Below are 23,485 nucleotides of genomic sequence, written 5' to 3'. Positions count from 1 at the left end.
TCAAACATTTTCCGCACATAAACTTCCGTGCGGACGCAGGTAAAATTCGTCGGCAAGATGACGACAAGCCGCGTAAAACTGATGCCATTCTGTTACGATAGCCCGTCAGTGGAATGATGTTCACAGAACATCGCCGAGCTTCATTCCTTCAGACAACAGGCGTCCATTTCATCAGGGAAATCGAACCGCTTTCAGTACGGGAACCAGCGACAGGCACAGACCTGAATTCGATATGTTGAAATCCATCGCCTTGGCTCAATTACGGTTGGGCATGTACGTTCATTCCATCCCCGGCGGATGGATCAATCATCCTTTCTGGCGCAAATCCTTCAAGATCGAAACGCTGGAAGACCTGCAAACCCTGCGCGAGTGCCCGGTCGACGAAGTGACCATCGACACGGCCAAGGGCCGCGACATCGCCCCCGAACACGATATCGACGACGAGACCGGCGAGGCGGAGCAGGATGACGCCGCGCCCCCCGCCGAGATTGCCATCGCCCACCAGGGTGCCAGCGCCACGGTGGCCGTGCGCAAACCGGCCACCCGCACCGAGACGGCGGTAGAACGTGAACGCGCGGCGCGCATCATCTCCTCCTCCAAGTCCACCGTGCTCAACATGTTTTCCGAAGCGCGCATGGGCAAGACGGTCGACGTCAAGGATGCCGCCGAACTGGTGACCGAGATCACCTCCTCGGTCTCGCGCAATGCCGATGCGCTGATCAGCCTGGCGCGGCTGAAGACCACCGATGATTACACCTACATGCATTCAGTGGCGGTCTGCGCGATGATGATCTCGCTGGCCGACCAGCTCGGCATGACGCAGGAACAGATCAAGCAAGCCGGGATGGCCGGCCTGCTGCACGATGTGGGCAAGATGGCCGTGCCGCTGGATATCCTCAACAAACCCGCCAAGCTGACCGAAGAAGAATTCGCCTCGGTGCGCTCGCACACCGTACAGGGCCACAGCATCCTCAAACAGATCGAAGGAATTGGCGAAGCCGCGCTGGATGTCTCGCTGCATCATCACGAGAAGATCGACGGCAGCGGCTATCCGTTCAATCTCAAGGCCGACAGCATTTCCATCATGGCCAAGATGGGCGCGGTGTGCGACGTCTACGATGCCATCACCTCCAACCGTCCCTACAAGGCCGGCTGGGACCCGGCCCGCTCGATCCGCCACATGGCCGCCAGCGCCGGGCATTTCGATCCGATCACGATGGAAGCCTTCGTCAAGGCCATCGGCATCTACCCGACCGGCTCCTGCGTGATCCTGCAATCGGGCCGGCTGGGCATCGTGGTGGACCAGCGGCCGGAGCACCTGCTCACCCCGCGCATCAAACTGTTCTACTCGACCACCAGCCGCATGCCGCTCAAGCCGGAGATCATCGACCTGGCCCGTGGGGGCGACAAGATCGTGGCCTACGCCGATCCGGCCAAGTGGGGCATCCGCAGCCTGCCCAGCATCGACCTGGATTAGGCCTACGAAAATCACGCAGCCAAGAAAAAACGGCACCGCAAGGTGCCGTTCTCACATCCGCGCGAACCTGCGCCATCAATCGCGCTGGGCGAAGGCCGCCGTCGAGGCCAGCTCATTGAGCAGCGCCACGGTGGAACAGCTGGAAACATCGTAGGGATTGAGTTCGCCCGTGACCGAATACTTCAGCAACAGCGAGCGGTTGATCTTGTCCAGGCGGATCTTGCCCATGGTCCAGGAGGAGTACTGGCGCTCGTCGATCGATTCATAAGCCAGCAGGATCACGTCCTGATGACGGTCATCACGCAGCAGGCGGCCATACAGGCGATTGACCTGATCGCGCCCGCCTTCGAGCACCTGCACGAAGGTCGTGTCGCTGTAGCACAGCACGCCGGTGATGCCCTGCTGCGGATTGCGCTGGCGCGAGGCAGCCAGGATGCCCTCGATGGTCTCGTGGGTGATGGTCTCGCGCGAGCGGCTTGCGTAGATCAGACGAACCAGCATGATTAACCTCGTTGACGTTGGGAAATCAGCGCCAGGAATTCGCGGCGCAGGTTGGCATCACGCAGGAAGGAGCCGCGCATGACGCTGTTGATCATCTTCGACTCAACATCCTTGACGCCGCGCCAGTGCATGCAGAAGTGATCGGCTTCCATGACGATGGCCAGGCCATCGGGCTGCAGCTTCTGCATCAGCAGGTCGGCGGCCTGGGAGACCGCTTCTTCCTGGATCTGCGGGCGGCTCATGATCCATTCCAGCAGGCGCGCGTACTTGGACAGGCCGATCAGGTTGGAATGTTCATTGGGCATCACGCCCACCCACACCTTGCCCATGATCGGGCACAGGTGGTGCGAGCAGGCACTGCGCACCGTGATCGGGCCGACGATCATCAGTTCGTTCAGGCGCTCGATGTTGGGGAACTCGGTCACCGGAGGCGCCGCCTGGTAGCGGCCCTTGAAAACTTCGTTCAGGTACATCTTGGCCACGCGCTTGGCGGTGTCCTGGGTGTTGTGGTCGCTCTCGACATCGATCACCAGGCTCTCCAGCACCGCGGCCAGCTTGGACTGCACCTCGGCCTGCAATTGCTCCAGTTCGCCTTCCCGGATGAAGGCGGCGATATTGTCGTTGGCGTGGAAACGCACGCCGGCCGCCTTGATGCGCTGGCGGATGCGGGCCGATACCAGCTGCTCGTGCACGCTGGGCGCTGCAATCTCGGCGCTGGTGGCGGCCTGGTTCTTGTCTGTTGCCATGATGGAGTGCGATCACGCCAGGCGGGACCGCTGAGTTGGGGGTGGCGTCATTATGCACGGAAAAACGCAGACGCATTGAGGGCAAACCAGCGTCAAGCCCGAGTCAAAGCGATCACAGCAGCGCGGCTGTGGCGTGCCGTCCACGGCAGCGCCTGCGGCGAAAAAGGGGGCCGCCGGATTCATCCGTATGACCTCCGTGCCCCGTGTTTAATGCTCGTTCGCAGGAGCATTCATCTGCGCTTAATGCTGCCCAGCGCACGACTTAACCGCCATTGATGATTGTTTGCCGCACTTTACACGGGCCTAACCGCTGCTTACGCCTGCAGCCACCATCATCCCTGCACGCGCCGCCCGCGCGTTCATGCTTCCTGCGAGGTGGCTGCCCGCCTCAGGCAAGCAGCAGGTCAGAAGCAGGCAACAGCGGGCGGTGGCTCGTGCCGGGCATCCAGCCTGGCCGCCATCGGGGGAGTACCATGACATTCCAGTATCGCCTTGCCGGTGCCTGCGCACTGGCCGTTTCGCTATCGGTCTCGCTGTCGGCCTGCAACAGCCCGGCGCCCATGGTGACCGGGCCCACCAGCGTGCGGCCGGCCTATCAGGTGGCCAACGTGGAAAACAATGGTGCCATCTTCCGCGTCTCCAGCGCGCAGCTGTTCGAAGAGCCGACCACCTACAACGTGGGCGACATCATCAAGATCGACATCTCGGAATCCATCAGCAGCAGCAACAAGGCGGCCACCACCAACAGCCGCGACACCACGCTCACGCAAAAGGGCCCGGGTTCGGGCGCGCCGCTGGGCGGACTGTTCACGCAACTGTACGACGCCAATTATTCGGCCAACGGCAGCAATACATTCAAGGGCTCCGGCGACAGCAGCAATACCAACACCATGACCGGCACGCTGATGGTCTCCATCGTCGAAGTGCTGCCCAACCGCAACCTGGTGGTGGCCGGTGAAAAGCGCATCGGCGTCAACGGCAACACCAACACGCTGCGCTTCTCGGGGGTGGTGCGCACCCGTGACATCCGCGGCGGCATCGTGGCCTCCTCCAACGTGGCCGATGCGCGGCTGGAACAGGTCGGCGGTGGCTCCATTGCGGATGCCAGCACCGATGGCAACTTCTTCCGCCGCCTGCTGACCATCTGGTGATCGCGTGATGGTGTGATCGGGTACGCGCTGCAGGCGCGAGATCACCCGGTCTGCAAACGACAACGGCAAGCGCGCAGCTTGCCGTTTTTCATTGGAGGCGCAACAGCGTGACCGCCGAGCGCGCCGAGTGCGCCGTATTTCTTCTTCCGAATCCGCCTTCAGAATCCGTTGGCCGCGCTGCGCATGTTGTCCGGCGAATTGTCCGCCACCTGCGGATTGCCCGGGAACAGCGCATCGATCAGCGGTGCCAGCTTGTCACCCGCGCTGGCCCACTTGTCCTGGCCGAAGGAACCGAGCCGGTACTGCGCCGTGCCCAGCACGCGGCCTTCGCGGCGCAGGGTCAGTGCGGCATAGGTGAGATAGGGGGTATAGGCATCGGTGAAGACCTTGGTGTCCCATTTGACGTAGCCCACATAGCTCAGCGTCACCGGGCAGGCCAGCGACTGGGTACCGGCATCGTAGACCCGGCTCTGTACGCCGTGTTTCTGCAGCTCGCCCTGCAGGCCGGGCACGAAGTCGCTCAGCGCCACCGAGCCATTCCACTCGATGCAGACTTCGTGGATCGGGTCCTTGCTGTAGACGATGGGATTCTGTACCGAGTTGGGCGTCATCGCGCGCACGCTGGAGGCGGTGGAACCGACCAGGCCCACGGCGTCGACCAGGGCATTGCCGGACGTGACGATGCAGCCCGACAGCGATGAAGCCAGCAAGGTGGCAATGATGATGGTGCGCATGATGCTCTCCCCGAGCGCAATCCCTTGGCTTTCACGATCCCTGCATGGCGCAGGTGGCCGGGATTACAGGCTGCCCATCATAGCGGCGCATATTGCAGCCTCAGGACCGTTTTACCTTGATTTACGCTGACCCTGTGCAGGCTTAACAGCCACGTACGTCACGCAAATACAAGGCTTGGCGGGGACCTGCACAGTACTGGCACAATAGCCGCCTGTGCCATTTCATGTGCTGCCTTACAAGGAGACTTCCATGCCCTCGCTCATCATTCGTTCCCTGCTGGCCTCCCTCGCCTTCACCGGCCTGCTGCAGGCCGCCCAGGCCGATACCCTCAAATCCGACACCGAAGTGCGCGCCCTGGCCGACAAGGTCATGGCCCAGGCTGGTGCCGGCCGCACCGATGATGCCTATGGCCTGCTTTCGCCCTATGCGCTGGTGGACATCCGCGCCTTCGAGGGCGCACGCACCAGTGCACGCAGCGCGCGCGCGGCCATCGAAGCCCTGGTCGGCAATTCGGTCGGCTACGAATTCATCCGTTCCGAGAAGGTGGGCGAATCGCTGATCAAGCTCACCTACATCGAAAAAACCGAACGCCAGGCCATCCCGTGGATGTTCATCTTCTACAAGACGCCTGGCGGCTGGGCCGTGAGCAGCTTCAGCAATGGCGACAATGTGGATGCGCTGTTTGATCGCTGATCATTGATCAGCGATCGGCAGCGCTCCGCTCAGAACGTGCGCTGCGGCTCCAGGTCGGCGCTCTCGATGGCGCTGGCCACGCCCGAGATCTTGTCGGCGATGATGGCCGAGGACCCGCAGGCCGTGGTCCAGCCATTGGAGCCATGGCCGGCGTTGAGCCACAGGTTGGCATAGCGGGTGGCACCGATGAGCGGTGCGCCGTCCGGTGTCATGGGGCGCAGTCCGGCCCAGTACTCGACCTTGGCCAGATCGACGCCCTGTGGATAAAGATTCTTCAGCGACTTCAGCGCGGTGGCGCAATCGCGAGGGGTCACCCGCGTATCCCAGCTGCCGATCTCGGCCGTGCCTGCCGCGCGGATGTGATTGCCCATGCGGGTGATGGCGACCTTGTAGTACTCGTCCATGACACCGCTGTGCGGCGCGCTCTTGGGATCGGCCACCGGCACCGTGATGGCATAGCCCTTGACCGGATAGATCGGCAGGTCCAGCCCCAGGGGTTTCAGCATCGGTACTGACGCACTGGCGCAGGCGACCACGTAGGCATCGGCGCGCAAGGTACCAGTGGGCGTGCGCAGGCCGCTGACCTGGCCACCGGCCACCTCGATGGCCTGCACCTCTGTGGACAAGTGAAACTCCACCCCATGCGCCTGCAGCCAGCCGGCCAACGCGCGCGCAAACAGCGGGCAATTGCCGGTTTCATCCATCGGCAACAGCAAACCGCCCTTCAATTCATGACGGGCCGCATGCAAGCCCGGATCGAAGGCCACGCAGCCATCGGCATCCAGCAGCTCGAAAGGCACGCCGGCTTCCGCCAATACCTTGGTCGACAGCCCGGCATTGTCCAGCCCTTCCTGGGTGCGGAACAATTGCAGGTTGCCGCCGGTGGTCTGTTCGTAGCGGATATCGAGACGCTCGCGGATCTGTTTCAACTGGCCGTGGCTGTAGCGTGCCAGGCGCCCCATGCGGGCCTTGTTGACGGCATAGCGCTCGGGCGTGCATTGCGCCAGGAAGGTCTTGAGCCACTTCCACTGATGCGCATCCAGGCGCGGCGTGAAACGCAAGGCCGCCTCGATCCCCAGCCAGCTCTGCACCGACCACTTCAGCGACTTGGCCGGCATGCCGGGAGCCGCCCACGGCGTGGCATACGAGGGGCAGACATGGCCGGCATTGCCGACGCTGGTCTCGGCCGCCACCTCGGCGCGGCGTTCCACCACGACCACTTCATGGCCGCGCTCGCGGAGGAAATAAGCAGTGGTGACGCCGACGATGCCGGCGCCCAGCACGATGATGCGCATGGTCTCAGTTCAACTTCCGAAAAATGTAAATGATGTTAATGGAGCTAATGATATAAATGATTTAAACGATTTAAACCATTTTTGCATTACAGGGTGAGTCCGCCATCCACGTGCCACACCTGTCCGGTGACGTAGGAAGCCGCCGGACTGAGGAGGAAAGCGATCACATTGGCGATCTCCTGCGGCTGTCCCAGGCGCTGCAGCGGGATACGCGCCAGCGCCGCCTGCCAGGCGGCCGGGTCGATGGCCGACTTGGCCGGGTCGCTTTTCTGAACGTAGCCGGGCGCCACCGCGTTGACCGTCACCCCGGCCGCGGCCACCTGCACCGCCAGCGATTTCACCAGGGCCTCGATGCCCGCCTTGGCCGCCGCCGATGCCGGGAAGCCCGATTCCCCCAGGCGGAACACGTGGGCCACGAAGGAGCTCACCGCCACCACACGGCCCTGACCGCTGGCCTGCAGCGGCTCGCGGCAAGCCGTGATCAAGCGGAAAAAGCCACCCAGGAGCGCATCGAGCGAACGCGACCAGTCCGCCTCATCGAGTTCGCCAATGCGCTTGCGATCGGCAAAGCCGGCATTGGCCACCAGTGCATCGAGCCTTCCGTATTGCGTCAGCGCAGCGTCACGCAACTGCGCTGCGGTATGCGGATCGGCCAGGTCGCCCAGCGCCAGCGTGCACTGCGCGCCCTGCGCGCGGCATTGCTGCGCCACCGCCTGCAACTCCGGCGATTCGCTGCGGGCATGCAGGACCAGGGCGACATCGGGTGCCGCCACGGTGGTGGCCACCGCCGCGCCGATGCCGCGCGCGGCACCGGTGATGAGGATGACACGCACAGAAAGGGGAGAACTGGCAGCAGGAATGGAAGAAAAAGGGGACGGGTTCATGATCCAAAAGGTGAAACAGCACGTTCCCGCTGACCGGGAATTTGGCATAACACTTCACTTGCGCAATCCCGTCATTTTAGCCAAAGCCCGCATCTACGGGGGTTCCCGGCGCATGATGAGACGTTTTGTTCAGTTCGTGCTCCAGGCGTTCTCCTTTACAATGGCCGGGTTCGCGGCACGCCGCAGCGTCGGTTGCGGTCGCCTGCAATCCATGCGCGGGCAGTTCTTCCCACGTCCTCCCTCCTCCCGGTACCCGGCGCACAACTGCCCCGGAGGGATAGGGCATGGTTCGTGCCTGCGCTGCACACCCTGCCCTCCCCGGGCTCATGCAATTGGCAACCAAGGAAAATCGCAGATGTATCAATGGGACTTCGGCTCGCTCTGGCAATTCAGGAGCATCATCGGAATCGGCTTCGTCTATACCCTCTCCTACACCGTGGCCTGTATCGCGCTCGGCCTGCTGGTCGGTCTGGTGGTGGGGCTGGGCCGGCTGTCGTCGAACCCCTTCATTTCCGGCCCGCTGCGCGCCTTCGTCGAAGTGTTCCGCTGCACGCCGGTACTGGTGCAGCTGGTGTGGTTCTACTATGCGCTGCCGGTGCTGCTGGGCATCGAGATGTCGGCGGGCACGGCGGCCATGCTGTCGCTGGCGCTGTATGGCGGTGCGTTCTATTCCGAGATCATTCGCGGCGGCATCGTCTCCATCGATGTCGGCCAGTCCGAAGCGGGCTGGGCACTGGGCATGACGCGTTTCCAGCTGATGAAGCGCGTGATCCTGCCGCAGGCCTTCAAACGCATGACGCCACCGCTGGTGAACCAGTCCATCATGCAGCTCAAGAACACCTCGCTGCTGTCGGTGCTGGCCGTGCCCGACCTGCTGTACCAGGGCCAGATCATCGCCCACGAAACCTATCGTCCGCTGGAAATCTACACCCTGGTGGCGATCATCTACTTCGTGATCCTGCTGCCGGCCACCATCTGGGCCAAGCGCCTGGAAAACCGCCTGTCGGTCCAGCATGGTTGAGGAGAAGACGATGAACAACCAACACTCGGACGCGATGATCCAGATCAGCAATCTCAAGAAGGCCTTTGGCGAGCACGTGGTGCTCAAGGACATTTCCATCGCCGTGCCCCGTGGCAGCGTGGTGGCCATGATCGGCCCCTCGGGCTCGGGCAAGTCGACGCTGCTGCGCTGCCTGAACCTGCTGACCGTGCCGGACCTGGGCACGGTACGCATCGGCGAGCGCCACTTCGAATTCAATGGCCGCAAGTCGCGCCTGCCCAAGGACCGCGAGCTGGCCGCCTTCCGGGCGCGCACTGGCATGGTGTTCCAGCACTTCAACCTGTTCCCGCACATGACGGCGGTGGAAAACGTGATGGAAGGCATGGTCACCGTGCTGCGCACGCCCAAGGCCGAAGCGCGCGCCAAGGCCATGGCGCTGTTGCAGAAGGTGGGCCTGTCGGACCGTGCCGACATGTATCCGCAAAAGCTCTCCGGTGGCCAGAAGCAGCGCATCGCCATCGCCCGCGCGCTGGCCATGCAGCCGGACGTGATGCTGTTCGATGAAGCGACCTCGGCGCTGGACCCGGAACTGGTCGGTGAAGTACTCAACGTGATCCGTGGCCTGGCCGCCGATGGCATGACCATGATCCTGGTCACGCACGAGATCGCCTTCGCCCGTGAAGTGGCGGACCAGGTGGTGTTCATGCGCGATGGCGTGGTGGTGGAAGCCGGACCGCCGTCGCAGGTGATCGACAATCCGCGCGAGGCGGCAACGCAGGCTTTCCTGGCCCGCTTCAATGCCTGACCGGGAGTGATGGAGATGGCATCGAAACCGCGCTGACAGCAGCTTTTCAGCCGGACGAAAAAATGGCGCGCAGATTTCTCTGTGCGCCATTTTTTTCATCTGCCGTCGCCGGTCTCAGGCGCGGGCCTTATCGGAGATGATGCACCTCCTGCAAGCCATACACCGGTGTCGGAATACCCTCCATGCGCGCCTTCAGCTGCAGCGCCAGATACAGCGAGTAATGGCGCGACTGGTGCAGGTTGCCGCCATGGAACCACAGGGCTGGCTGCTGCGTGGGCTTCCACATGTTGCGCTGTTCGCCTTCCCACGGTCCCGGATCCTTGGTGGTGGCCGATCCCAGGCCCCAACACTTGCCGACCTTGTCGGCCACCTCGTGCGAGATCAGGTCGGCGGCCCAGCCATTCATGGAACCGTAACCGGTGGCATAGACGATCACGTCGGCCGGCAATTCGCTGCCATCGGACAGCAGGATGGAGTGTGCGCGGATCTCCTTGACGTCGACGCCGCTCTTGAGACGGATCTTGCCTTCGGCGATCAGCTCGGAGGCACCGACGTCGATGTAGTAGCCGGAGCCGCGCCGCAGGTATTTCATGAACAGGCCGGAATCGTCATCGCCGAAATCGAGCAGGAAACCGGCCTCTTCGAGACGCCGATAGAAATCCGCATCGCGTTCGCGGATCTTGTCGAACACCTGCTTCTGCATCGACGGCAAGACCTTGTAGGGGATCGACGCAAACAGCAGGTCGGCCTTGGCGGTGGTGAGGCCGCTGGCCACTGCGCGTTCGGAATAGAGATCGCCGAGGGCCAGTTCCATCAGTGAATCGGACTTGACGATGTGGGTGGAGGACCGCTGCAGCATGGTCACGTCCACGCCGTTCTCCCAGAGCGCCGCGCAGATGTCGTGCGCCGAATTGTTGGAGCCGACCACCACCACCTTCTTGCCGCGATAAGGATCGGGGCCGGGATGGCGCGAGGAGTGATGCTGATCGCCCCGGAAGTTTTCCGCTCCGGGAAACTGCGGCACATTGGGCTTGCCCGACATGCCGGTGGCCAGCACCAGCTGGGTCGGCTGCAGCACGACTTCCTTGCCTTCGCGCTCGACCACCACGGTCCACTTCTGCGTGGCCTCGTCGAAGCTGGCGGACTTGCAGACGGTGGAGCCCCAGTAGTTCAGTTCCATCACCTTGGCGTACATCTCCAGCCAGTCACCGATCTTGTCCTTGGGCGCGAAGACGGGCCAGTTCTCGGGGAAGGGAATGTAGGGCAGATGGTCGTACCACACCGGATCATGCAGGCACAGCGACTTGTAGCGCTTGCGCCAGCTGTCACCGGCGCGCTCGTTGCGTTCGATGATGATGGTCGGCACACCCAGCTGGCGCAGCCGCGCACCCAGCGCAATGCCCCCCTGCCCGCCGCCGATGATGAGGCAATACGGTTGCTGCTGGTAGCCCAGTTCGCGCGCCTCCGCTTCGCGTTCTTCCTTCCAGGTACGGCGCTGCGTATGCACGCCATGCACCGCCCCGCGCGGGCGGTTCACGCCCTTGGGTTCTTCGTGGCCCTTCAGTTCGGCGGCGGTGGTCAGCAGGGTCCAGATCTTGCCGTCGCGCAGGCGCAGGTAGCCCTTGCCGCGGGCGACGGCGGTCTCCAGCAGGATCCAGCCCTGGGTTACACCATCGGCTTGCGAGGGCGTCTCATCGGGATCGGGACGCAGCTGTATCGATCCCAGCTGCGGCAGCTGCGATTGCAGCATGGCGCAGATCTGGTCGCGGCCTTCCAGGGTCTTGATGTTCCAGGTGAAGGCAATCAGGTCGCGCCAGTAGCCGTCCTCCCCGAACAGGGCGGCGGCCTTGGCGGCATTGCCTTCGCGCAGGGCGGCCTGCAGGGTTTCCAGCAGGTGCGCGATGGTCTGGCTGGGGGTTTCTTCGGGCATGACAAGTCTCCTCTATCTCGACAATAGATCTCGTGGTTGGATGGGGGTGGCGGTTCTGTGACCGCCTGGGTGAAGCCTGCCGCGCTAACGTCGATGCGGCGGCAGGATGCGGTAGCGCGCCATGCGCCGGTACAGCGTGGCGCGTGACATGCCCAGCAACTGGGCGGCGTGCGGCGCACGCCATTTGCATTCAGTCAGGGCGGCGACGATCTGGTCGCGCTCCTGGCGTTCATCGGCTTCGATGGCGGGGCTCTCGCTGGTTGTGGCCACCGGCGTCGCCGCCGCATGGGCACGGGCCGGACGCACCGCACGCGAGACGGGTGCGCGTACGCGGCCATAGAGCGTGCTGCCGCCATGCAGGCGCAGCAGATGCAAGCCTTGCAGGGCGCGGCTGTCGAGCAGGCGTTCGAACTGCAGGTCGAAGATCTCGCCCATGGGGCGCGGCAATTGCTGCAATCCCGCGATGCATTCGCGCGCGCGGCGATTGGCCGCGATGATGTTGCCCAGGGCGTCGAAGGCGATGAGGATTTCCGGTTGCGCTTCCACGTAATGGCGGCTGCGATGGACCAGCAGCACCCAGGCGCAGGCCATGGCATTGAGGAAATAACCGTCTTCGATCAGGGTGGCGCTTTGCTGGACGATGCGGTTGACCAGGTTCTGGCTGTCGCGCGCATCGGGCGAGCGGATCGCCGATGCATCGAGCACGCCGATCAGCTCACCCGACGGCGAGAAGATGGGGGCGGCGCTGCAGGTCAGTGTGGTGAAGGCGGCGCGGAAGTGATCGCTCTTGTGGACCGTGATCGGCAAGGCATCCTGCAGCACGGCGGCCACTCCGCAAGTCCCCTCTTCGCTCTCGGACCAGCAGGAACCGAGATAGAGACCGGCCCGCTTGAAATCATGCCGGCGCTCGCGGTCCACGCGATAGTCGATGGTGGTGCCGCCGGCATTGGTGAGCATCACGCAGTAATCGGCTTCGCGCACGGTCTGGTGCAGCACCGACAGGCACTGCCCTGATGCCCGCAGGAAATCTTCCTCGCCCTGCTGGACCTGGCGCAGCTCGCCGGAACTCAGCACGCGCGGACCGCGCATGTCGGCCGGGTCGAGATGGTGCTGGTCGAGCGAACGCAGGTAAGACGAGCTCAGCCGTTGCAGGTAGGGACTGGCGGCAGGATCGGGCTGGCCGTCGAGCAGGCGGCGCACGCGGTCGAGATGGCTGACTTTCGCAACGTAGGGCATGGGGGCTCCTGGCTGGACGGCACTGCGCGGATCCATCGGCATCAATGCGGATCAGGGCGCAAACGACGGTGAAGCGATGGGTGATGTTGTAGCACAGCGTGCGCGGCGAGTTGTCCTGCGGCGCAGCATCGGGGGATGGTGAGACGCTTGTCTCAAGGCGCGAAGGGGGGCTCATGTCGACGCTGATCGGAGCATGAGGGGCGGTTCACAGGCCCCGGCCAGCAAGACAAAAGCCCGGCAGCGGCGTTCTTGTGCTTGCAAATTGTCAGCAAATATTTTTCTGCTTCATGATGCCGGCTTGCAGAAAGACGCTACCAGCGTGCGAGAGATGCTCCGCAAAAAATCGAGACCCTCCTGCAAAAATCTGCAATGGCCTCGACTTCAGGCAGGGCATCAGGCAAGTTCGCGGTTCTCCCCTTTCCCTGTCAGGAGGTTCATCATGCGTACTGCTGCCGTCGCAACCATCGTGGTCGAAGCCACCGCGCAAGAAGAGAAAATCATCGCTGCCAAGGCCCGCAAACTGGGGCTGCAGATCTCGGAGCTGATGTGTCTCGGTGCCCTGGCGTATGAGGCTGCGCAATGGGAAGAGGAGCTGGACACACTGGCCATTCTGGCGCAGGAAGCCGCCGAACGGGCCGGAGCCAGCGCCGATGCGTCGCTGGCCTTCATCGAGGCCAGCAATGCACGGCTGGCTGCGCTGGACGCATCCGCCCGGTCCTGGAGCTCCTGATGTTCGGCATTACCGGCCGTATCTGGAGCGCTCTGGCGACCGTCATCAAGCTGGAGGACAAGGTGACCCGGCAGAGCGAAGCCCTGCGTCAGCAACAGATACGGATAGAAAACCTTACCGAGCGCATGATCAAGCTGGAAACCCTGCTGGAGGTGGTGCTCCATGCCAGCGAGCTCAAGCGAATCAAATGATGCAATTGCATCGGAGGCGATCCAACCTGCCATGAAAGATGCTCCGCAAAAAATCGAGACCTCCCGGCAAAAAATCGTCATGACCTCGACATTGGGGAAGGCATCTGGCAACTTCGCGGCTCTCCCTTTTTCCCCTGACTGGAGGTTCACCGTGCCTGCCGCTGCCATCGCTCCCCACGTGCTCAAGGCTCATGCGAAAAACAAGAACGCCATCGCGCCCGAGCCCCGGTCGCAAGCCACGCCTGGCATCTCTTCAGGGTCGATCCGGGCACTCAAGGGCTGCGTGCGGCCGCAGCAGCGCCCCGTGTCTCTGCAGGAAATGGAGCAAGCCATTGCCCGGCGAGGCGGGGCCGCGCAATGATCGGCTTGGACACCAATGTGCTGGCCCGTTACTTCGCCCAGGACCATCCGCTGCAATCAGCCCAAGCGACGGCAGTGATCGAATCGCTGAACGAGCAACAGCCGGGCTTCCTGTCCCAGATCGCCCTGGCAGAATTGGTGTGGGTGCTGCATGCTGCCTACAAGGTGCGCAAGCCTCAATTGGTGCGCATCATCGAGAAGCTCCTGCTGGCCCCTGAAATTGTTGTCGAAAATTCCGAAAGCGCATCGCAGGCGCTTCACCGCTTTGCTGAATCGACAGCAGGATTTGCGGATTGCCTGATCGAACGCAGCGGCTACCAGGCTGGATGCAGCGATACGCTGACCTTTGATCGCAAGGCCGCCAGAACCGCCGGCATGCGTTTGCTGGGCAACTGAAACGTCTGCCCACAAGCGCCCTCCGACCCGCCAATAAAAAACCCGCACTGGCATTTCAGCGCGGGTTTTCTTTGTCTGCAGCGCGGCCGATCAGGCCGCCCGGCATCACAGCGGAATCTGCGCCGGCACATCCTCCGGCTTCACCCCGGAGAGCTTCTGCAGATTGCCCAGCACGGTCGGCTTGATCTTGCCGGCGGCGCGCTCGGCGGCGATCCACTTGTTGATGGTCTCGACCCAGGCCTTGTCCTCTTCCTTGGGCACGCCGATGTTGGTGGAGGTCGCTTCCAGCGGCTGCGGCACGGTCATCTTGCCCAGCGCAGGATTCTTCTTGAGGATGTTCAGGGCCAGCAGCCACACCAGCACCTGCGCATCGACGCGGCCGGTCTGCAGCGCCAGGGTGGCGTCGTCAGCCTTTTCCAGGCGCACGATGGTGGCGTTGGGACAGACGCGGCTGATCATCTGGTCATGCGAAGAACCGATGTCCACGGCGATTTTGACTTCCGGCTTGTTCAGGTCGGCCCAGGTCTTGAACTCCTTCTTGGAGACCACCGTGAAGGCGTTCAGGAACAGCGGTTCGGTAAAGCCGATCACTTCGCGGCGGGCCGGGGTCGGGTTCATGCCGAAGAACAGGTCGATCTTGTGCGTCTGCAGGTCCAGCACCGAGTTGCCCCAGGTGGTTTCGGTGATGTCCAGCTTCACGTTCAGGCTGGCCGCCAGGCTCTTGGCGAAATCGATCATGAAACCGCCCCACTCGCCGCTGGCCAGGTCCTTGTTGTAGTAGGGTGCGGCACCGCGCACGGCACCGATGCGCAGGGTCTTGGTCCGCTGCACGCGGGCCAGGGTCGGTTCCGTGGAGCCGGTCGCAGCGGCGGCCTGGGCGAAGACGTTGGGGATGGCAGTGGCGGCGGCAAGGCCGGCCACGCCGGTGATGAAACTGCGACGGTTGGTCATTCTCGGTTCTCCCTGATTTGGCGGATGGTACCGCTGCGCTGTGGTCGGCAGCATGGCACACGTGGTCTGCCACCCGGCCCTGGCCGGACGGCGTCGATGATTTTAGCCCAGCCGCAAGCCGCTCGCGCAGGCAAATGCCATGCACGTGGAGCCACATGGCCCTGGCTCCCAGCAGGCAGGAAATTATTTACGTGCACATGAAGTAGCCAGCGCCCTGACACGCCTGTACGAAAATTGACAGGTCACGCTATTTTTCGAACGCCATTGAAGATTTTTTTACAGCCACGCCATCCGGGTAAAACCGGGTAAGCCACCCCCAACGGCAGCCATGCCGCGCGTAGGCTTGCCCTGTCGTGTTGATGCCGCAGGGCAATTCTGCCGACGGCACGCGTCACGAGCACAACGGGGGATCTCATGCGCACTCAACGTCAACATCATCGCCGCCGCGCCAGCCTGGCCGCAGCCTGCCTCGGTGCCGCCGCCTTGGGCGGCTGCGCCAACTTCAGCGAAGTCAGCGCCGGGCGTGGCGATCTCTACACGGTCTCGGCCACGGGGGTGAGCTACACCATGTCGATTCCGGCCCTGACTTCGGCCGCGCGCGAGAAAGCGACCGCCTTCTGCGGCAAGCAGCAGATGCAGGCCGACCTGCGCCAGCTCATCCGTGGCTGGCGTCCGATGCAGGTAGAGCTGATTTTCCGCTGCCAGCCTGCTGGAACCAGCCTGCAGGCGCTGCTGGACTGAGCCCGCTGATCAGGCCGCCGGCAGATCGCGCGCACGCACCGGCTGTCCGTGCTCATCAAAGCCATCGGCCAGGCGCACGGCCGTCACACCCAGCGAGGCCACCGCATCGGCGGCATCGAACAGCACCGCCTGCAGATCGCCCTCGACCAGATGTTCAGAGCGGGCCAACGTGGCTTGGGCATTGCGCAGTACGACCTGCAGGGTGGTCTCGTCGTCCTCGTCCACCAGCGCGATGTAGGCACTCGCCTCTGCCGCCTGTGCAGCGGATTGCGCCAGACCGGCTTCCAGTTCGGAGAGCATCTGCAGGGTGCGGTATTCGCCATTGCCTGTGTGCTTGGCGCCATGGAACAGATCCTGGTACAGGAAGTGCAACTGGCACTGCGCCGCCTCGCCGGTTTGCCCGGTCAGGCATTGCTGCATCAGCGGCGTGATCTCTTCGCTCCACTGGCGGAAGCGTTGCGCGCGCGATTCGAAGTAGGCATCGGCGGCCGCTTCTTCCTGTGGAATCACATAGAAGGGATCAGTCACCTCCTTGAGCGAAAAGCCCAGCAGGAAGCGCAGTTCCAGCGCCTCATCGTCGGCCGCGAAATGGCTGGCCGGCCAGCCGCGCATGCTGCGCTCGATGGCCGGCACGCTCAGGATCTTCTTGTCGGTCAGTGAGGCAAAGGCATCGCGATTCATGGCCTCCACTTCACTGAAGCTCAAGGCGTTGATCTCTTCCGGATGATAGAGATGATGCACCAGCACCACGCGCGCCTTGGGACTTTCCAGTCCGGCTTTCTGGATGCTCTCGCGCAGGGTGTCGAAGGCATCGCCATCGGCCAATGCCTGCGCCTCGCGCAGGCCACCGCGCGTGCGGACCAGCAGGGGGATCAGGAAGGCATTGATCTCCAGTTCCTTCTCGCCACGGCGCAGCACAATGATGTCGGCGCCCTCTTCCACCACTTCACGCAGGAAAGCGTGGCCGCGCGGATCGTCGTAGCGCAGCTGTTCCAGCGCTTCGTAGAGGGTGTCGTCATCGCGCTCGCGCAGGGTATTGCGCACCATGCGTTCCAGTTCATCCTGGCCGACGCGGCGGCCTGCGCGGTCCGGCGCATCGGCGGCCACCGCACTGGCCAGCGCCACCATCTGCTGCACGCGCAGTTCATCTTCATCCAGGCTCTGCGAGGCCGCATGCGCCTGGTGCTGGCGACGGCGGGCGGCTTCGGTGGAGACGTGGGTCTTGGGCTTGTCGCGTGCCGGGCCCGCGGTCGCGGGCTTGGGGCCCGCCTTCGCGGCTGGCTTGGCGTGGCCCGGGGGGGCTTTCTTGGGGCCGGGGGAATGTGGTTTGCCGGTGGGGCGTTTGGTTTGATTCATTTTTTTCCTCGCTCAGTTCAGCGGTAACTTGTCGGCAGTATTGCGGCCAGGCAGCGTGGCCAGGAACATCCCGGCCAGGGCCACGGCGAAGGCGCCGGCCTGCAGGGCCGAGAGGCTTTCACCCAGGGCCAGCACGCCGACCACCGCGGCCGAGACCGGCAGCATCACGGTAAAGACGCCGGCACGCGCAGCCGGGACCACCTTCAATCCCGTCATCCACAGCCACACGGTCCAGACGCTGGCGGCCAGGGCATAGAACACCAGCAGCAGCCAGATGTTGACCGGCACGGTGGAGAAATTGAATTGCAGCGCGGTGTAGAAGCCCATGGGAGTCATCAGCAGCAGGCCCCACAGGTTGATGACGGCGCTGATGCGCTTGGGCGTGAGGACCGTGGTCAGCTTCTTGCCGATGACGGCATAGGCGGCCTCGCACAGCACCGCGCAGAACACCAGTACGTTGCCCAGCCAGGCGCTCTGCCCGCCGCTGGCGGCGGCCGCGCCATGGCTGTCCTTGGCCAGCGACAGCAAGCCGATGCCGATGGCCCCGCAGGCCACCGCGCCCCAGACGCGCAGGCTGATTTTTTCCTTGAGGAAGACCCAGCTCATCACCGCCACCACGGCCGGAATGGAGGACATGATCACGCCCGCCGAGACCGCATTGGTCATCGACACGCCGGTAATCATGCACAACGTAAAGAGGAAATTGCCGAGGAAGGATTCGAGGAAGACCAGCCAGCGCGACTGCGCGGAGAGCGGTTTTTCATCGGCCGGTTTTTTCAGCCAGCGCAGCATGGCGACCGCGCCGATGGCGAAGCGCAGCCAGGCCAGCAGGAACACCGGCAGCAGCGCCGCCAGCGGCTTGGTCAGCGCGACGTAAGCGCCGACCAGGGACATGCTCAGGATCAGGCAGCCATAGCCCATGGGGCGGCTGGGGGTGTAGCTCATGTTCGGTTCGGATATCGTGTCGAGGCCGGCGGTATGGACGACGCTGGCTCCGGTGAATGGAGCCAGCATTTTACCTGCTCGAACGAGGGGAACCGGATGAGGGCGTGCAGCCCTGTGGAAAAGAAAAGTGCGGCGAGCTCAATGCCAGAAAGTCTCGATGAGTTTTTTGACACCGCCCAATAGCAGAAGCAGCAAAACGAACCCAATCGTGCCAAGCTCAGCCACCAGCGCACCGGCGTGCATTTCGCCGTTTTTAAGATCCTGCCAAAGCTTGCGGAAAAATGACATGAGCGAATTCCCTCTCGTGAACGTTGAACCGGCCGCATGCGGACATGCGCCGGGACTTCACTATAAGGGCCGCTCTCTCGACGTTGATGCGTTTCAAAAACTTTTGCCGCGCCATCAAAACAAATCAACGCCCGGCAAGAACGATCGCACTCACCAAGCCGCCAGAATCCCTCCCTTGAACTCCGTCTCGATATACCGCTTCACTTCCGGCGACTGATACGCCTGCACCAGCTTGCCCAGCCAAGGCTGCGCACGGTCCTTGTCGCGCACGGCGATCAGGCAGGCATAGGGGCTGTCGCCGCTTTCCACGAGCAGGCTGTCGCGCGCCGGATTGAAGCCGGCCTTGGAGGCATAGTCGGCGTTGATGGCCGAGGCATCCAGGTCATCGAGCGTGCGCGGCAATTGCGCGGCGTCGATCTCGACGAACTTCCACTTCTTGGGATTCTCGGTGATGTCGATGGGCGTGGCATTGGTGCCGGTCAGCGGATCGATGCCCTCGCGCAGCTTGATGAGGCCCTGCTTCTGCAACAGCAGCAGCACGCGGCTCTCGTTGGCCGGGTCATTGGGAATGCCGATCTTTGCTCCCACCGGCAGGTCCTCCAGCTTGCGATACCTGCGCGAATAGATCGCCATGGGCCCGATCATGGTCTTGCCCTCGGCATAGAGCTTGTAGCCGCGCGCCTTGATCTGCGCATTGAGGAAGGGACGATGCTGGTAGCTGTTGGCATCGAGCTCGCCTGCGTCCAGCGCCGCATTGGGCTGGATGTAGTCGTTGAACTCGATGATCTTGACCTTGTAGCCCGGATTGTCACGCTCGAAGACGCGGCGTGCCTGCTCGAAAATCTGCGCATGCGGACCACTGGTCACGCCCACGCGAATCACCTGGTCGGTGGCGGCCTGGGCCGTGATGCTGGCGCTGGCCAGCACGCCGATGGCAAGGTGCGAAAGCCAGTTGGTGACGATCGATTTCATTGTTTTCCCCGGTTGAAAAAAGGCCAATGTAGCGAGCCCTCAACCGGTGCGGAAGGAATCATTTCCGCTTTGCTTATGTGCTGCGCGCATGTGCCTGCGCGCAGCCACCAGGCGATTTTCTTCAGGCGTGCTCGACCGCCGCTCCCGCCCGGAAACCCGCACCCACGTGCTCTTGCGGCAAGGTGGCACCGCGCTGGAAAAGTTTTTCACGCAAAGTTCCCTGGGCGTATTCGCGCTTGTAGGAACCGCGTTCCTGCAGGACCGGAATGACCAGGTTCACGAAGTCTTCGAAACTCTCCGGCGCGACCGTACGGGTCAGGTTGTAGCCGTCGATGCCGGTGTCTGCGACCCAGCTTTCCAGTTCATCGGCGATGCGGTCGGGCGCGCCCACGATGCTGGCATAACGGCCACCCAGTTCGAGCTGTTGCAGCAGCTTGCGCTTGGTCCAGTTCAGCTCCGGTTGCGTGACCACCTTGGTCAGCGATTCGATGGCATTGGTCTTGGCCGCGCGGATCGGTTCATCGAACTCATACTTAGAAAAATCGATGCCGGTGCCCGCCGAGAAATGCGCGAGCCCCGCTTCGGGACTGGCGTAGCTGGCGTATTCGCGGAAGCGCTCCTGGGCCTCCTCGTCAGTGCGGCCGGTCACCACCGTCAGGCCCATGAAGATCTTGATGGCGTCCGGATCGCGTCCCTCGCGCACCGCCCCGTCACGAATGCTCTGCACCAGCTTGCGCGTGGCGTCCTTGCTCTGGCTGGAGATGAACACGCATTCCGCATGGCGTGCACCGAAGGCCTGTCCACGTCCGGACGAACCGGCCTGGTACAGCACGGGCGTGCGCTGGCGCGACGGCTCGCTCAGGTGGATGCCTTCGACGTGGTAGTAGTCGCCGTGATGCGCGATCTTGTGCACCTTGGCCGGGTCAGCATAGACGCGGCGCGCGCGGTCACGCACCACGGCACCGTCTTCCCAGCTGCCTTCCCAGAGCTTGTAGACCACTTCCATGAATTCATCGGCGCGGTCATAGCGCTGATCGTGTTCCAGCTGTTCATGCAAGCCCATGGCGCGCGCGGCGCTGTCGAGATAACCGGTGACGATGTTCCAGCCCACGCGGCCACGACTTAAATGATCCAGCGTGGACATGCGGCGCGCAAACAGGAACGGGGCCTCATAGGTCAGGTTGGCAGTGACGCCAAAGCCCAGATGTTCGGTGACTGCCGCCATCGCCGAGACCAGCATCAGCGGGTCGTTCACGGGCAGCTGGATGGTCTCGCGCAGGGTGAGATCGGTATTGCCCTGGTAAACGTCATAGACGCCCACGATATCGGCCAGGAACAGGCCGTCGAACTTGCCGCGTTCCAGCAGGCGCGCCAGGTCGGTCCAGTAGGCGATGTCGGTGTAGTCCTGCGAGCGGTCGCGCGGGTGCGTCCACAGGCCGTGGTTGATGTGGCTGACGCAATTCATGTTGAATGCGTTGAGACGGATTTCCTTCTTGGCCATGCGGGCTCCTCAGATCGCGCCGTGGCGCGGCGGCTTCTTGCCATTCAGGACGTAATTGCCGATGGCGTGATATTTCCAGCGCACCGGATCATGCAGCGTATGGGTGCGGGCATTGCGCCAGTGGCGGTCGAGATTGTGTTCGGACAGGGTCGATTGCGAACCGGCCAGCTCAAACAGTTTGCTGCCGGCCGCCAGCGAGACTTCGGTGGTCAGCACGCGTGCCTCGGCCACCGCAATGGACGCCTCTGCGATGCTGTCTTCCGTGGGCGCGGCAGCGGCGGCATCGACCTTGCGGCCGGCGCGGCGCACCAGTGCTTCGGCGGCGTGCAGTTGAATGGTCAGGTCGCCCACTTCGCGAATGGTGAGCGGATCGTCGCCGGCGCGTTCCACACCGCTGTCAACCCAGGGCCGCGAGCGGGTGCGCACGAATTGCAGCAGGTCCGCATAAGCTGCGCGGGCAATGCCCAGATCGATGGCCGCGTGCTGGATCTGCGCCATCGGGCCGATCTGCGTGGGCCGCGAGAAGGCAGTGGCAAACCCGATCACGGCATCGGCCGGTACATGGACGTTCTCGAATACGGCACTGCCGCTGCCGGTGGTGCGCTGGCCGAAGCCGGACCAGTCATCGATGATGGTCAGGCCCGGTGCATGGCGCGGTACGATGGCCAGCTGCTGCACACCCTCTTCGTCGATCACCGAGGTCGGGACCCAGTCGGCATAGAGCGCGCCGGTGGCGTAGAACTTGCGGCCGTTGATGCGGTAGCCGGGGCCATGTTCGTTGCGACTCAGACGGGTCTTGCGGTCATGCGAGGTCTTGGTGCCGAGTTCGGCCAGGGCGTTGCCGAAGCGGTCGCCCTGCAGCACCCGGTCGAAGAAGAAACGTTTCTGCGATTCGCTGCCGTTGACGCGGATCAGTTCCACCGCATAGAAATGGTTTTGCGGAATCTGTCCGATGGAACCATCGGCCGCAGAGATGGTAGCGATGACTTCGGCCAAGGTCCCGTAGCTGACACCCGCACCGCCGTATTCCTTGGGCACGGTGATGCCCCACAGGCCCGAACGCACGTAGCGTTCCAGCTCGTCCCAGGGCAGCTTGCGCTCGCGGTCGCGCAGCGCGGCTTCGCGGCTGAAGTCCTCGGCCAGCTTGCGCGCGGCGGCGATGGCTTCGGCGTCGTCGCGGATGCGCGCCACCAGGCGCGGTGGCGTGCCCGACGGCGGCGGCAGGGAATCGAGCGTGGTGTGGGTGGCCTGGGCGGCAGCGGTCTGGGTCATGATGGTTCGCGTTCGAATGAGGGAAGGCAGGGTCCGGGCATCAGCTCCAGGAGTGGCGCGGCGGCGGCGTGCCGTTCAGGGCGTAATTGCCGACCGCAAAATATTTCCAGCGCACCGGATCATGCAGCGTGTGCACGCGCGCATTGCGCCAGTGGCGGTCGAGGTTGTGGCTCGCCAGGGTCGCAGCCGAGCCGGAGAGTTCGAACAGTTTTTCCGAGGCCAGCAGGGCCACTTCGGTGGACAGCACCTTGGCCTCGGCCACGGCGACCGAGGCTTGCGCCATCTGCTCGAAGCTGATCTTGGCGGACAGGCTGTCGAGCACGGCGGCCGCCTCTTCCAGCAGCGCTTCGGCCGCATGCAGGCGCAGGCTCAGGTTGCCGATGTCGCGCAGGATGTAGGGGTCGTCGCTGGCACGCTCCAGGCCGCTGTCCACATAGGGACGCGAACGGGTGGTGACGAAGGCGATGGTGTCCTGCACGGCCGCATGGGCGATGCCAGCATCGATGGCGGCCTGGATCAGCTGCGAGACCGGGCCGATGTTGTTGGGCTGCTGCAGCACGTCCTTCAGGGGCAGCACCTGCGACGCCGGCACGCGCACGTTGTCGAACACCACCGTACCGCTGGCCGTGGTGCGCTGGCCGAAGCTGGACCAGTCATCGATCACCCGCAGACCCGGCGCATCGTGGCGGCTGTAGACCACCAGCGGCTGGCCCTCATCATCGATGGCGCGGCTGGGAATCCAGTGCGCATAGAGCGCACCGGTGGAATAGAAACGCGTGCCATTGAGCAGGTAGCTACCATCACCTGCTGCGGTGTCGAGGGTCGCGCGGGTACGCACGTCGAGCACGTTCTTGCCGTTGCGCTCGGGACCGGCATTGCCCAGTCGCGCGCCTTCGAGCACCTCGTTGAAGAAGAAGCGCTGTTGCTCTTCGCTGGCGAGCTTGGCGATCAGGTTGAGATTGCCGAAATGATTTTGCGGAATCTGGCCGATGGAAGGGTCGGCCGCAGAGATCAACCGAAACACCTCGGCCACCGTCTGCCATGATGCGCCGATACCGCCATGGGAGCGCGGCACGGTGATGGCCCACAGGCCGCTGTGCGAAAAGCGTTCGATCTGGTCGAACGGCAGGATGCGCTCACGGTCGCGCTCGGCGGCGCTTTGCGCGAACTCGGCGGCCAGCTCGACGCCAACCTGCAGCGCCTGCGCTTCACTGGTTATGCGCTGGGCCTGGCGCAGGCCGGGACGGCGGACGGTTTCTAGGATGTGCGCGGACATGAACCACTCCTGAGGGATAGTGCGGGCAGCGCCGAATGGCGCGCGCGAGGGGT

Annotated in this window: 25 protein-coding genes; 10 read left to right on the top strand and 15 right to left on the bottom strand. The window is 63.5% G+C overall.

The features are described from left to right. Positions 1-232: 232 nt before the first annotated feature. On the top strand, positions 233-1,477 hold the full coding sequence (locus ACWHXP_RS20860; RefSeq protein ID WP_489635135.1) for a cyclic di-GMP phosphodiesterase: 1,245 nt from the start codon (positions 233-235) through the stop codon (positions 1,475-1,477). Between the two features lie 75 nt (positions 1,478-1,552). Here ACWHXP_RS20860 and ACWHXP_RS20855 read toward each other — a convergent pair whose 3' ends face one another. Continuing rightward, positions 1,553-1,978: a BLUF domain-containing protein gene (locus ACWHXP_RS20855; protein WP_034338998.1), complete on the bottom strand. Its 426-nt coding sequence runs from the start codon at positions 1,976-1,978 to the stop codon at positions 1,553-1,555. A 2-nt stretch (positions 1,979-1,980) separates the two neighbouring features. Beyond that, a complete protein-coding gene (gene folE, locus ACWHXP_RS20850) occupies positions 1,981-2,724 on the bottom strand; it encodes a GTP cyclohydrolase I (protein ID WP_039790264.1) in 744 nt (247 codons plus the stop codon). A 473-nt stretch (positions 2,725-3,197) separates the two neighbouring features. Here folE and ACWHXP_RS20845 point away from each other — a divergent pair, with 473 nt between their 5' ends. After that, positions 3,198-3,875 (top strand): flagellar basal body L-ring protein FlgH, encoded by a 678-nt coding sequence (locus ACWHXP_RS20845; protein ID WP_039790266.1) that lies wholly within the window; start codon positions 3,198-3,200, stop codon positions 3,873-3,875. A gap of 158 nt (positions 3,876-4,033) precedes the next feature. Here the strand turns inward: ACWHXP_RS20845 and ACWHXP_RS20840 are convergent, their stop codons facing one another. Continuing rightward, positions 4,034-4,609, bottom strand: coding sequence for a hypothetical protein (locus ACWHXP_RS20840; RefSeq protein ID WP_034338990.1), 576 nt, complete (start codon positions 4,607-4,609; stop codon positions 4,034-4,036). Between the two features lie 250 nt (positions 4,610-4,859). On the opposite strand from ACWHXP_RS20840, the gene ACWHXP_RS20835 reads away from it, so the two are divergent. Beyond that, on the top strand, positions 4,860-5,303 hold the full coding sequence (locus tag ACWHXP_RS20835; protein ID WP_259433740.1) for a hypothetical protein: 444 nt from the start codon (positions 4,860-4,862) through the stop codon (positions 5,301-5,303). A gap of 29 nt (positions 5,304-5,332) precedes the next feature. On the opposite strand, the gene ACWHXP_RS20830 is transcribed toward ACWHXP_RS20835, so the two are convergent. Together ACWHXP_RS20830 and ACWHXP_RS20825 are read right to left on the bottom strand one after the other, a co-directional pair. Continuing rightward, on the bottom strand, positions 5,333-6,598 hold the full coding sequence (locus ACWHXP_RS20830; protein WP_489635136.1) for a D-amino acid dehydrogenase: 1,266 nt from the start codon (positions 6,596-6,598) through the stop codon (positions 5,333-5,335). Between the two features lie 86 nt (positions 6,599-6,684). Further along, complete coding sequence (locus ACWHXP_RS20825) at positions 6,685-7,482, bottom strand: SDR family NAD(P)-dependent oxidoreductase (RefSeq protein ID WP_489635137.1); 798 nt, start codon at positions 7,480-7,482, stop codon at positions 6,685-6,687. Positions 7,483-7,837: 355 nt separating this feature from the next. Here ACWHXP_RS20825 and ACWHXP_RS20820 point away from each other — a divergent pair, with 355 nt between their 5' ends. After that, positions 7,838-8,503 (top strand): amino acid ABC transporter permease, encoded by a 666-nt coding sequence (locus tag ACWHXP_RS20820; protein ID WP_008333808.1) that lies wholly within the window; start codon positions 7,838-7,840, stop codon positions 8,501-8,503. 10 nt (positions 8,504-8,513) lie between these two features. Next, on the top strand, positions 8,514-9,287 hold the full coding sequence (locus ACWHXP_RS20815) for an amino acid ABC transporter ATP-binding protein (protein WP_039790274.1): 774 nt from the start codon (positions 8,514-8,516) through the stop codon (positions 9,285-9,287). A 127-nt stretch (positions 9,288-9,414) separates the two neighbouring features. On the opposite strand, the gene ACWHXP_RS20810 is transcribed toward ACWHXP_RS20815, so the two are convergent. Both ACWHXP_RS20810 and ACWHXP_RS20805 read right to left on the bottom strand, forming a co-directional pair. After that, positions 9,415-11,217 carry an NAD(P)-binding domain-containing protein gene (locus tag ACWHXP_RS20810; RefSeq protein WP_489635138.1) on the bottom strand — a complete coding sequence of 601 codons (1,803 nt, stop codon included), beginning with the start codon at positions 11,215-11,217 and terminating at the stop codon, positions 9,415-9,417. A gap of 84 nt (positions 11,218-11,301) precedes the next feature. Then, on the bottom strand, positions 11,302-12,453 hold the full coding sequence (locus ACWHXP_RS20805) for a sigma-54-dependent Fis family transcriptional regulator (protein ID WP_489635139.1): 1,152 nt from the start codon (positions 12,451-12,453) through the stop codon (positions 11,302-11,304). A gap of 439 nt (positions 12,454-12,892) precedes the next feature. On the opposite strand from ACWHXP_RS20805, the gene ACWHXP_RS20800 reads away from it, so the two are divergent. From ACWHXP_RS20800 to ACWHXP_RS20785, 4 genes are read left to right on the top strand one after another with little or no spacing between them, the layout of a single operon-like run. Next, positions 12,893-13,183 (top strand): hypothetical protein, encoded by a 291-nt coding sequence (locus ACWHXP_RS20800; protein ID WP_489635140.1) that lies wholly within the window; start codon positions 12,893-12,895, stop codon positions 13,181-13,183. Then, positions 13,183-13,374, top strand: coding sequence for a hypothetical protein (locus ACWHXP_RS20795; RefSeq protein ID WP_489635141.1), 192 nt, complete (start codon positions 13,183-13,185; stop codon positions 13,372-13,374). The genes ACWHXP_RS20800 and ACWHXP_RS20795 overlap by 1 nt, the downstream gene beginning before the upstream one ends. A 31-nt stretch (positions 13,375-13,405) precedes the next feature. Further along, complete coding sequence (locus ACWHXP_RS20790; protein WP_489635142.1) at positions 13,406-13,735, top strand: hypothetical protein; 330 nt, start codon at positions 13,406-13,408, stop codon at positions 13,733-13,735. Positions 13,736-13,752: 17 nt separating this feature from the next. Beyond that, positions 13,753-14,130: a type II toxin-antitoxin system VapC family toxin gene (locus ACWHXP_RS20785; RefSeq protein WP_489635143.1), complete on the top strand. Its 378-nt coding sequence runs from the start codon at positions 13,753-13,755 to the stop codon at positions 14,128-14,130. Positions 14,131-14,235: 105 nt separating this feature from the next. Here ACWHXP_RS20785 and ACWHXP_RS20780 read toward each other — a convergent pair whose 3' ends face one another. Continuing rightward, positions 14,236-15,081, bottom strand: coding sequence for a transporter substrate-binding domain-containing protein (locus ACWHXP_RS20780; protein ID WP_413458433.1), 846 nt, complete (start codon positions 15,079-15,081; stop codon positions 14,236-14,238). Positions 15,082-15,495: 414 nt separating this feature from the next. On the opposite strand from ACWHXP_RS20780, the gene ACWHXP_RS20775 reads away from it, so the two are divergent. Then, the gene (locus ACWHXP_RS20775) at positions 15,496-15,822 is read left to right on the top strand and encodes a hypothetical protein (RefSeq protein ID WP_034338950.1); all 327 of its coding nucleotides are present in this window, start codon (positions 15,496-15,498) and stop codon (positions 15,820-15,822) included. A gap of 9 nt (positions 15,823-15,831) precedes the next feature. Here the strand turns inward: ACWHXP_RS20775 and ACWHXP_RS20770 are convergent, their stop codons facing one another. The 7 genes from ACWHXP_RS20770 to ACWHXP_RS20740 all read right to left on the bottom strand — a co-directional run bounded on the left by ACWHXP_RS20770 (position 15,832) and on the right by ACWHXP_RS20740 (position 23,432). Continuing rightward, the gene (locus ACWHXP_RS20770; RefSeq protein WP_489635144.1) at positions 15,832-17,178 is read right to left on the bottom strand and encodes a DUF2863 family protein; all 1,347 of its coding nucleotides are present in this window, start codon (positions 17,176-17,178) and stop codon (positions 15,832-15,834) included. Between the two features lie 12 nt (positions 17,179-17,190). After that, entirely contained in the window at positions 17,191-18,123 is a 933-nt protein-coding gene (locus ACWHXP_RS20765) for a DMT family transporter (protein ID WP_489635838.1), read from the bottom strand. 138 nt (positions 18,124-18,261) lie between these two features. Then, a complete protein-coding gene (locus tag ACWHXP_RS20760; protein ID WP_166675115.1) occupies positions 18,262-18,411 on the bottom strand; it encodes a hypothetical protein in 150 nt (49 codons plus the stop codon). A 150-nt stretch (positions 18,412-18,561) separates the two neighbouring features. Continuing rightward, positions 18,562-19,383 (bottom strand): MetQ/NlpA family ABC transporter substrate-binding protein, encoded by an 822-nt coding sequence (locus tag ACWHXP_RS20755; RefSeq protein WP_489635145.1) that lies wholly within the window; start codon positions 19,381-19,383, stop codon positions 18,562-18,564. 121 nt (positions 19,384-19,504) lie between these two features. Then, positions 19,505-20,884 carry an LLM class flavin-dependent oxidoreductase gene (locus ACWHXP_RS20750; protein ID WP_489635146.1) on the bottom strand — a complete coding sequence of 460 codons (1,380 nt, stop codon included), beginning with the start codon at positions 20,882-20,884 and terminating at the stop codon, positions 19,505-19,507. Between the two features lie 9 nt (positions 20,885-20,893). Then, positions 20,894-22,156: an SfnB family sulfur acquisition oxidoreductase gene (locus ACWHXP_RS20745; protein WP_209570004.1), complete on the bottom strand. Its 1,263-nt coding sequence runs from the start codon at positions 22,154-22,156 to the stop codon at positions 20,894-20,896. Positions 22,157-22,196: 40 nt separating this feature from the next. Continuing rightward, positions 22,197-23,432, bottom strand: coding sequence for an SfnB family sulfur acquisition oxidoreductase (locus tag ACWHXP_RS20740; RefSeq protein WP_489635147.1), 1,236 nt, complete (start codon positions 23,430-23,432; stop codon positions 22,197-22,199). Positions 23,433-23,485 lie beyond the last annotated feature (53 nt).

This window comes from Herbaspirillum sp. Her2 (assembly GCF_057961375.1).
This window is presented reverse-complemented; position numbering and strand designations above follow the sequence as displayed.

Bases quoted from the DNA above. Each gene is read 5' to 3' on its own strand.
- ACWHXP_RS20820 (WP_008333808.1), top strand. From the start codon at position 7,838: ATGTATCAATGGGACTTCGGCTCGCTCTGGCAATTCAGGAGCATCATC.
- ACWHXP_RS20805 (WP_489635139.1), bottom strand. From the start codon at position 12,453: ATGCCCTACGTTGCGAAAGTCAGCCATCTCGACCGCGTGCGCCGCCTG.
- ACWHXP_RS20795 (WP_489635141.1), top strand. From the start codon at position 13,183: ATGTTCGGCATTACCGGCCGTATCTGGAGCGCTCTGGCGACCGTCATC.
- ACWHXP_RS20755 (WP_489635145.1), bottom strand. From the start codon at position 19,383: ATGAAATCGATCGTCACCAACTGGCTTTCGCACCTTGCCATCGGCGTG.
- ACWHXP_RS20790 (WP_489635142.1), top strand. From the start codon at position 13,406: ATGAAAGATGCTCCGCAAAAAATCGAGACCTCCCGGCAAAAAATCGTC.
- ACWHXP_RS20810 (WP_489635138.1), bottom strand. From the start codon at position 11,217: ATGCCCGAAGAAACCCCCAGCCAGACCATCGCGCACCTGCTGGAAACC.
- ACWHXP_RS20815 (WP_039790274.1), top strand. From the start codon at position 8,514: ATGAACAACCAACACTCGGACGCGATGATCCAGATCAGCAATCTCAAG.
- ACWHXP_RS20740 (WP_489635147.1), bottom strand. From the start codon at position 23,432: ATGTCCGCGCACATCCTAGAAACCGTCCGCCGTCCCGGCCTGCGCCAG.
- ACWHXP_RS20780 (WP_413458433.1), bottom strand. From the start codon at position 15,081: ATGACCAACCGTCGCAGTTTCATCACCGGCGTGGCCGGCCTTGCCGCC.
- ACWHXP_RS20835 (WP_259433740.1), top strand. From the start codon at position 4,860: ATGCCCTCGCTCATCATTCGTTCCCTGCTGGCCTCCCTCGCCTTCACC.
- ACWHXP_RS20825 (WP_489635137.1), bottom strand. From the start codon at position 7,482: ATGAACCCGTCCCCTTTTTCTTCCATTCCTGCTGCCAGTTCTCCCCTT.
- ACWHXP_RS20750 (WP_489635146.1), bottom strand. From the start codon at position 20,884: ATGGCCAAGAAGGAAATCCGTCTCAACGCATTCAACATGAATTGCGTC.
- folE (WP_039790264.1), bottom strand. From the start codon at position 2,724: ATGGCAACAGACAAGAACCAGGCCGCCACCAGCGCCGAGATTGCAGCG.
- ACWHXP_RS20830 (WP_489635136.1), bottom strand. From the start codon at position 6,598: ATGCGCATCATCGTGCTGGGCGCCGGCATCGTCGGCGTCACCACTGCT.
- ACWHXP_RS20855 (WP_034338998.1), bottom strand. From the start codon at position 1,978: ATGCTGGTTCGTCTGATCTACGCAAGCCGCTCGCGCGAGACCATCACC.
- ACWHXP_RS20800 (WP_489635140.1), top strand. From the start codon at position 12,893: ATGCGTACTGCTGCCGTCGCAACCATCGTGGTCGAAGCCACCGCGCAA.
- ACWHXP_RS20775 (WP_034338950.1), top strand. From the start codon at position 15,496: ATGCGCACTCAACGTCAACATCATCGCCGCCGCGCCAGCCTGGCCGCA.
- ACWHXP_RS20845 (WP_039790266.1), top strand. From the start codon at position 3,198: ATGACATTCCAGTATCGCCTTGCCGGTGCCTGCGCACTGGCCGTTTCG.
- ACWHXP_RS20770 (WP_489635144.1), bottom strand. From the start codon at position 17,178: ATGAATCAAACCAAACGCCCCACCGGCAAACCACATTCCCCCGGCCCC.
- ACWHXP_RS20860 (WP_489635135.1), top strand. From the start codon at position 233: ATGTTGAAATCCATCGCCTTGGCTCAATTACGGTTGGGCATGTACGTT.
- ACWHXP_RS20765 (WP_489635838.1), bottom strand. From the start codon at position 18,123: ATGAGCTACACCCCCAGCCGCCCCATGGGCTATGGCTGCCTGATCCTG.
- ACWHXP_RS20745 (WP_209570004.1), bottom strand. From the start codon at position 22,156: ATGACCCAGACCGCTGCCGCCCAGGCCACCCACACCACGCTCGATTCC.
- ACWHXP_RS20760 (WP_166675115.1), bottom strand. From the start codon at position 18,411: ATGTCATTTTTCCGCAAGCTTTGGCAGGATCTTAAAAACGGCGAAATG.
- ACWHXP_RS20840 (WP_034338990.1), bottom strand. From the start codon at position 4,609: ATGCGCACCATCATCATTGCCACCTTGCTGGCTTCATCGCTGTCGGGC.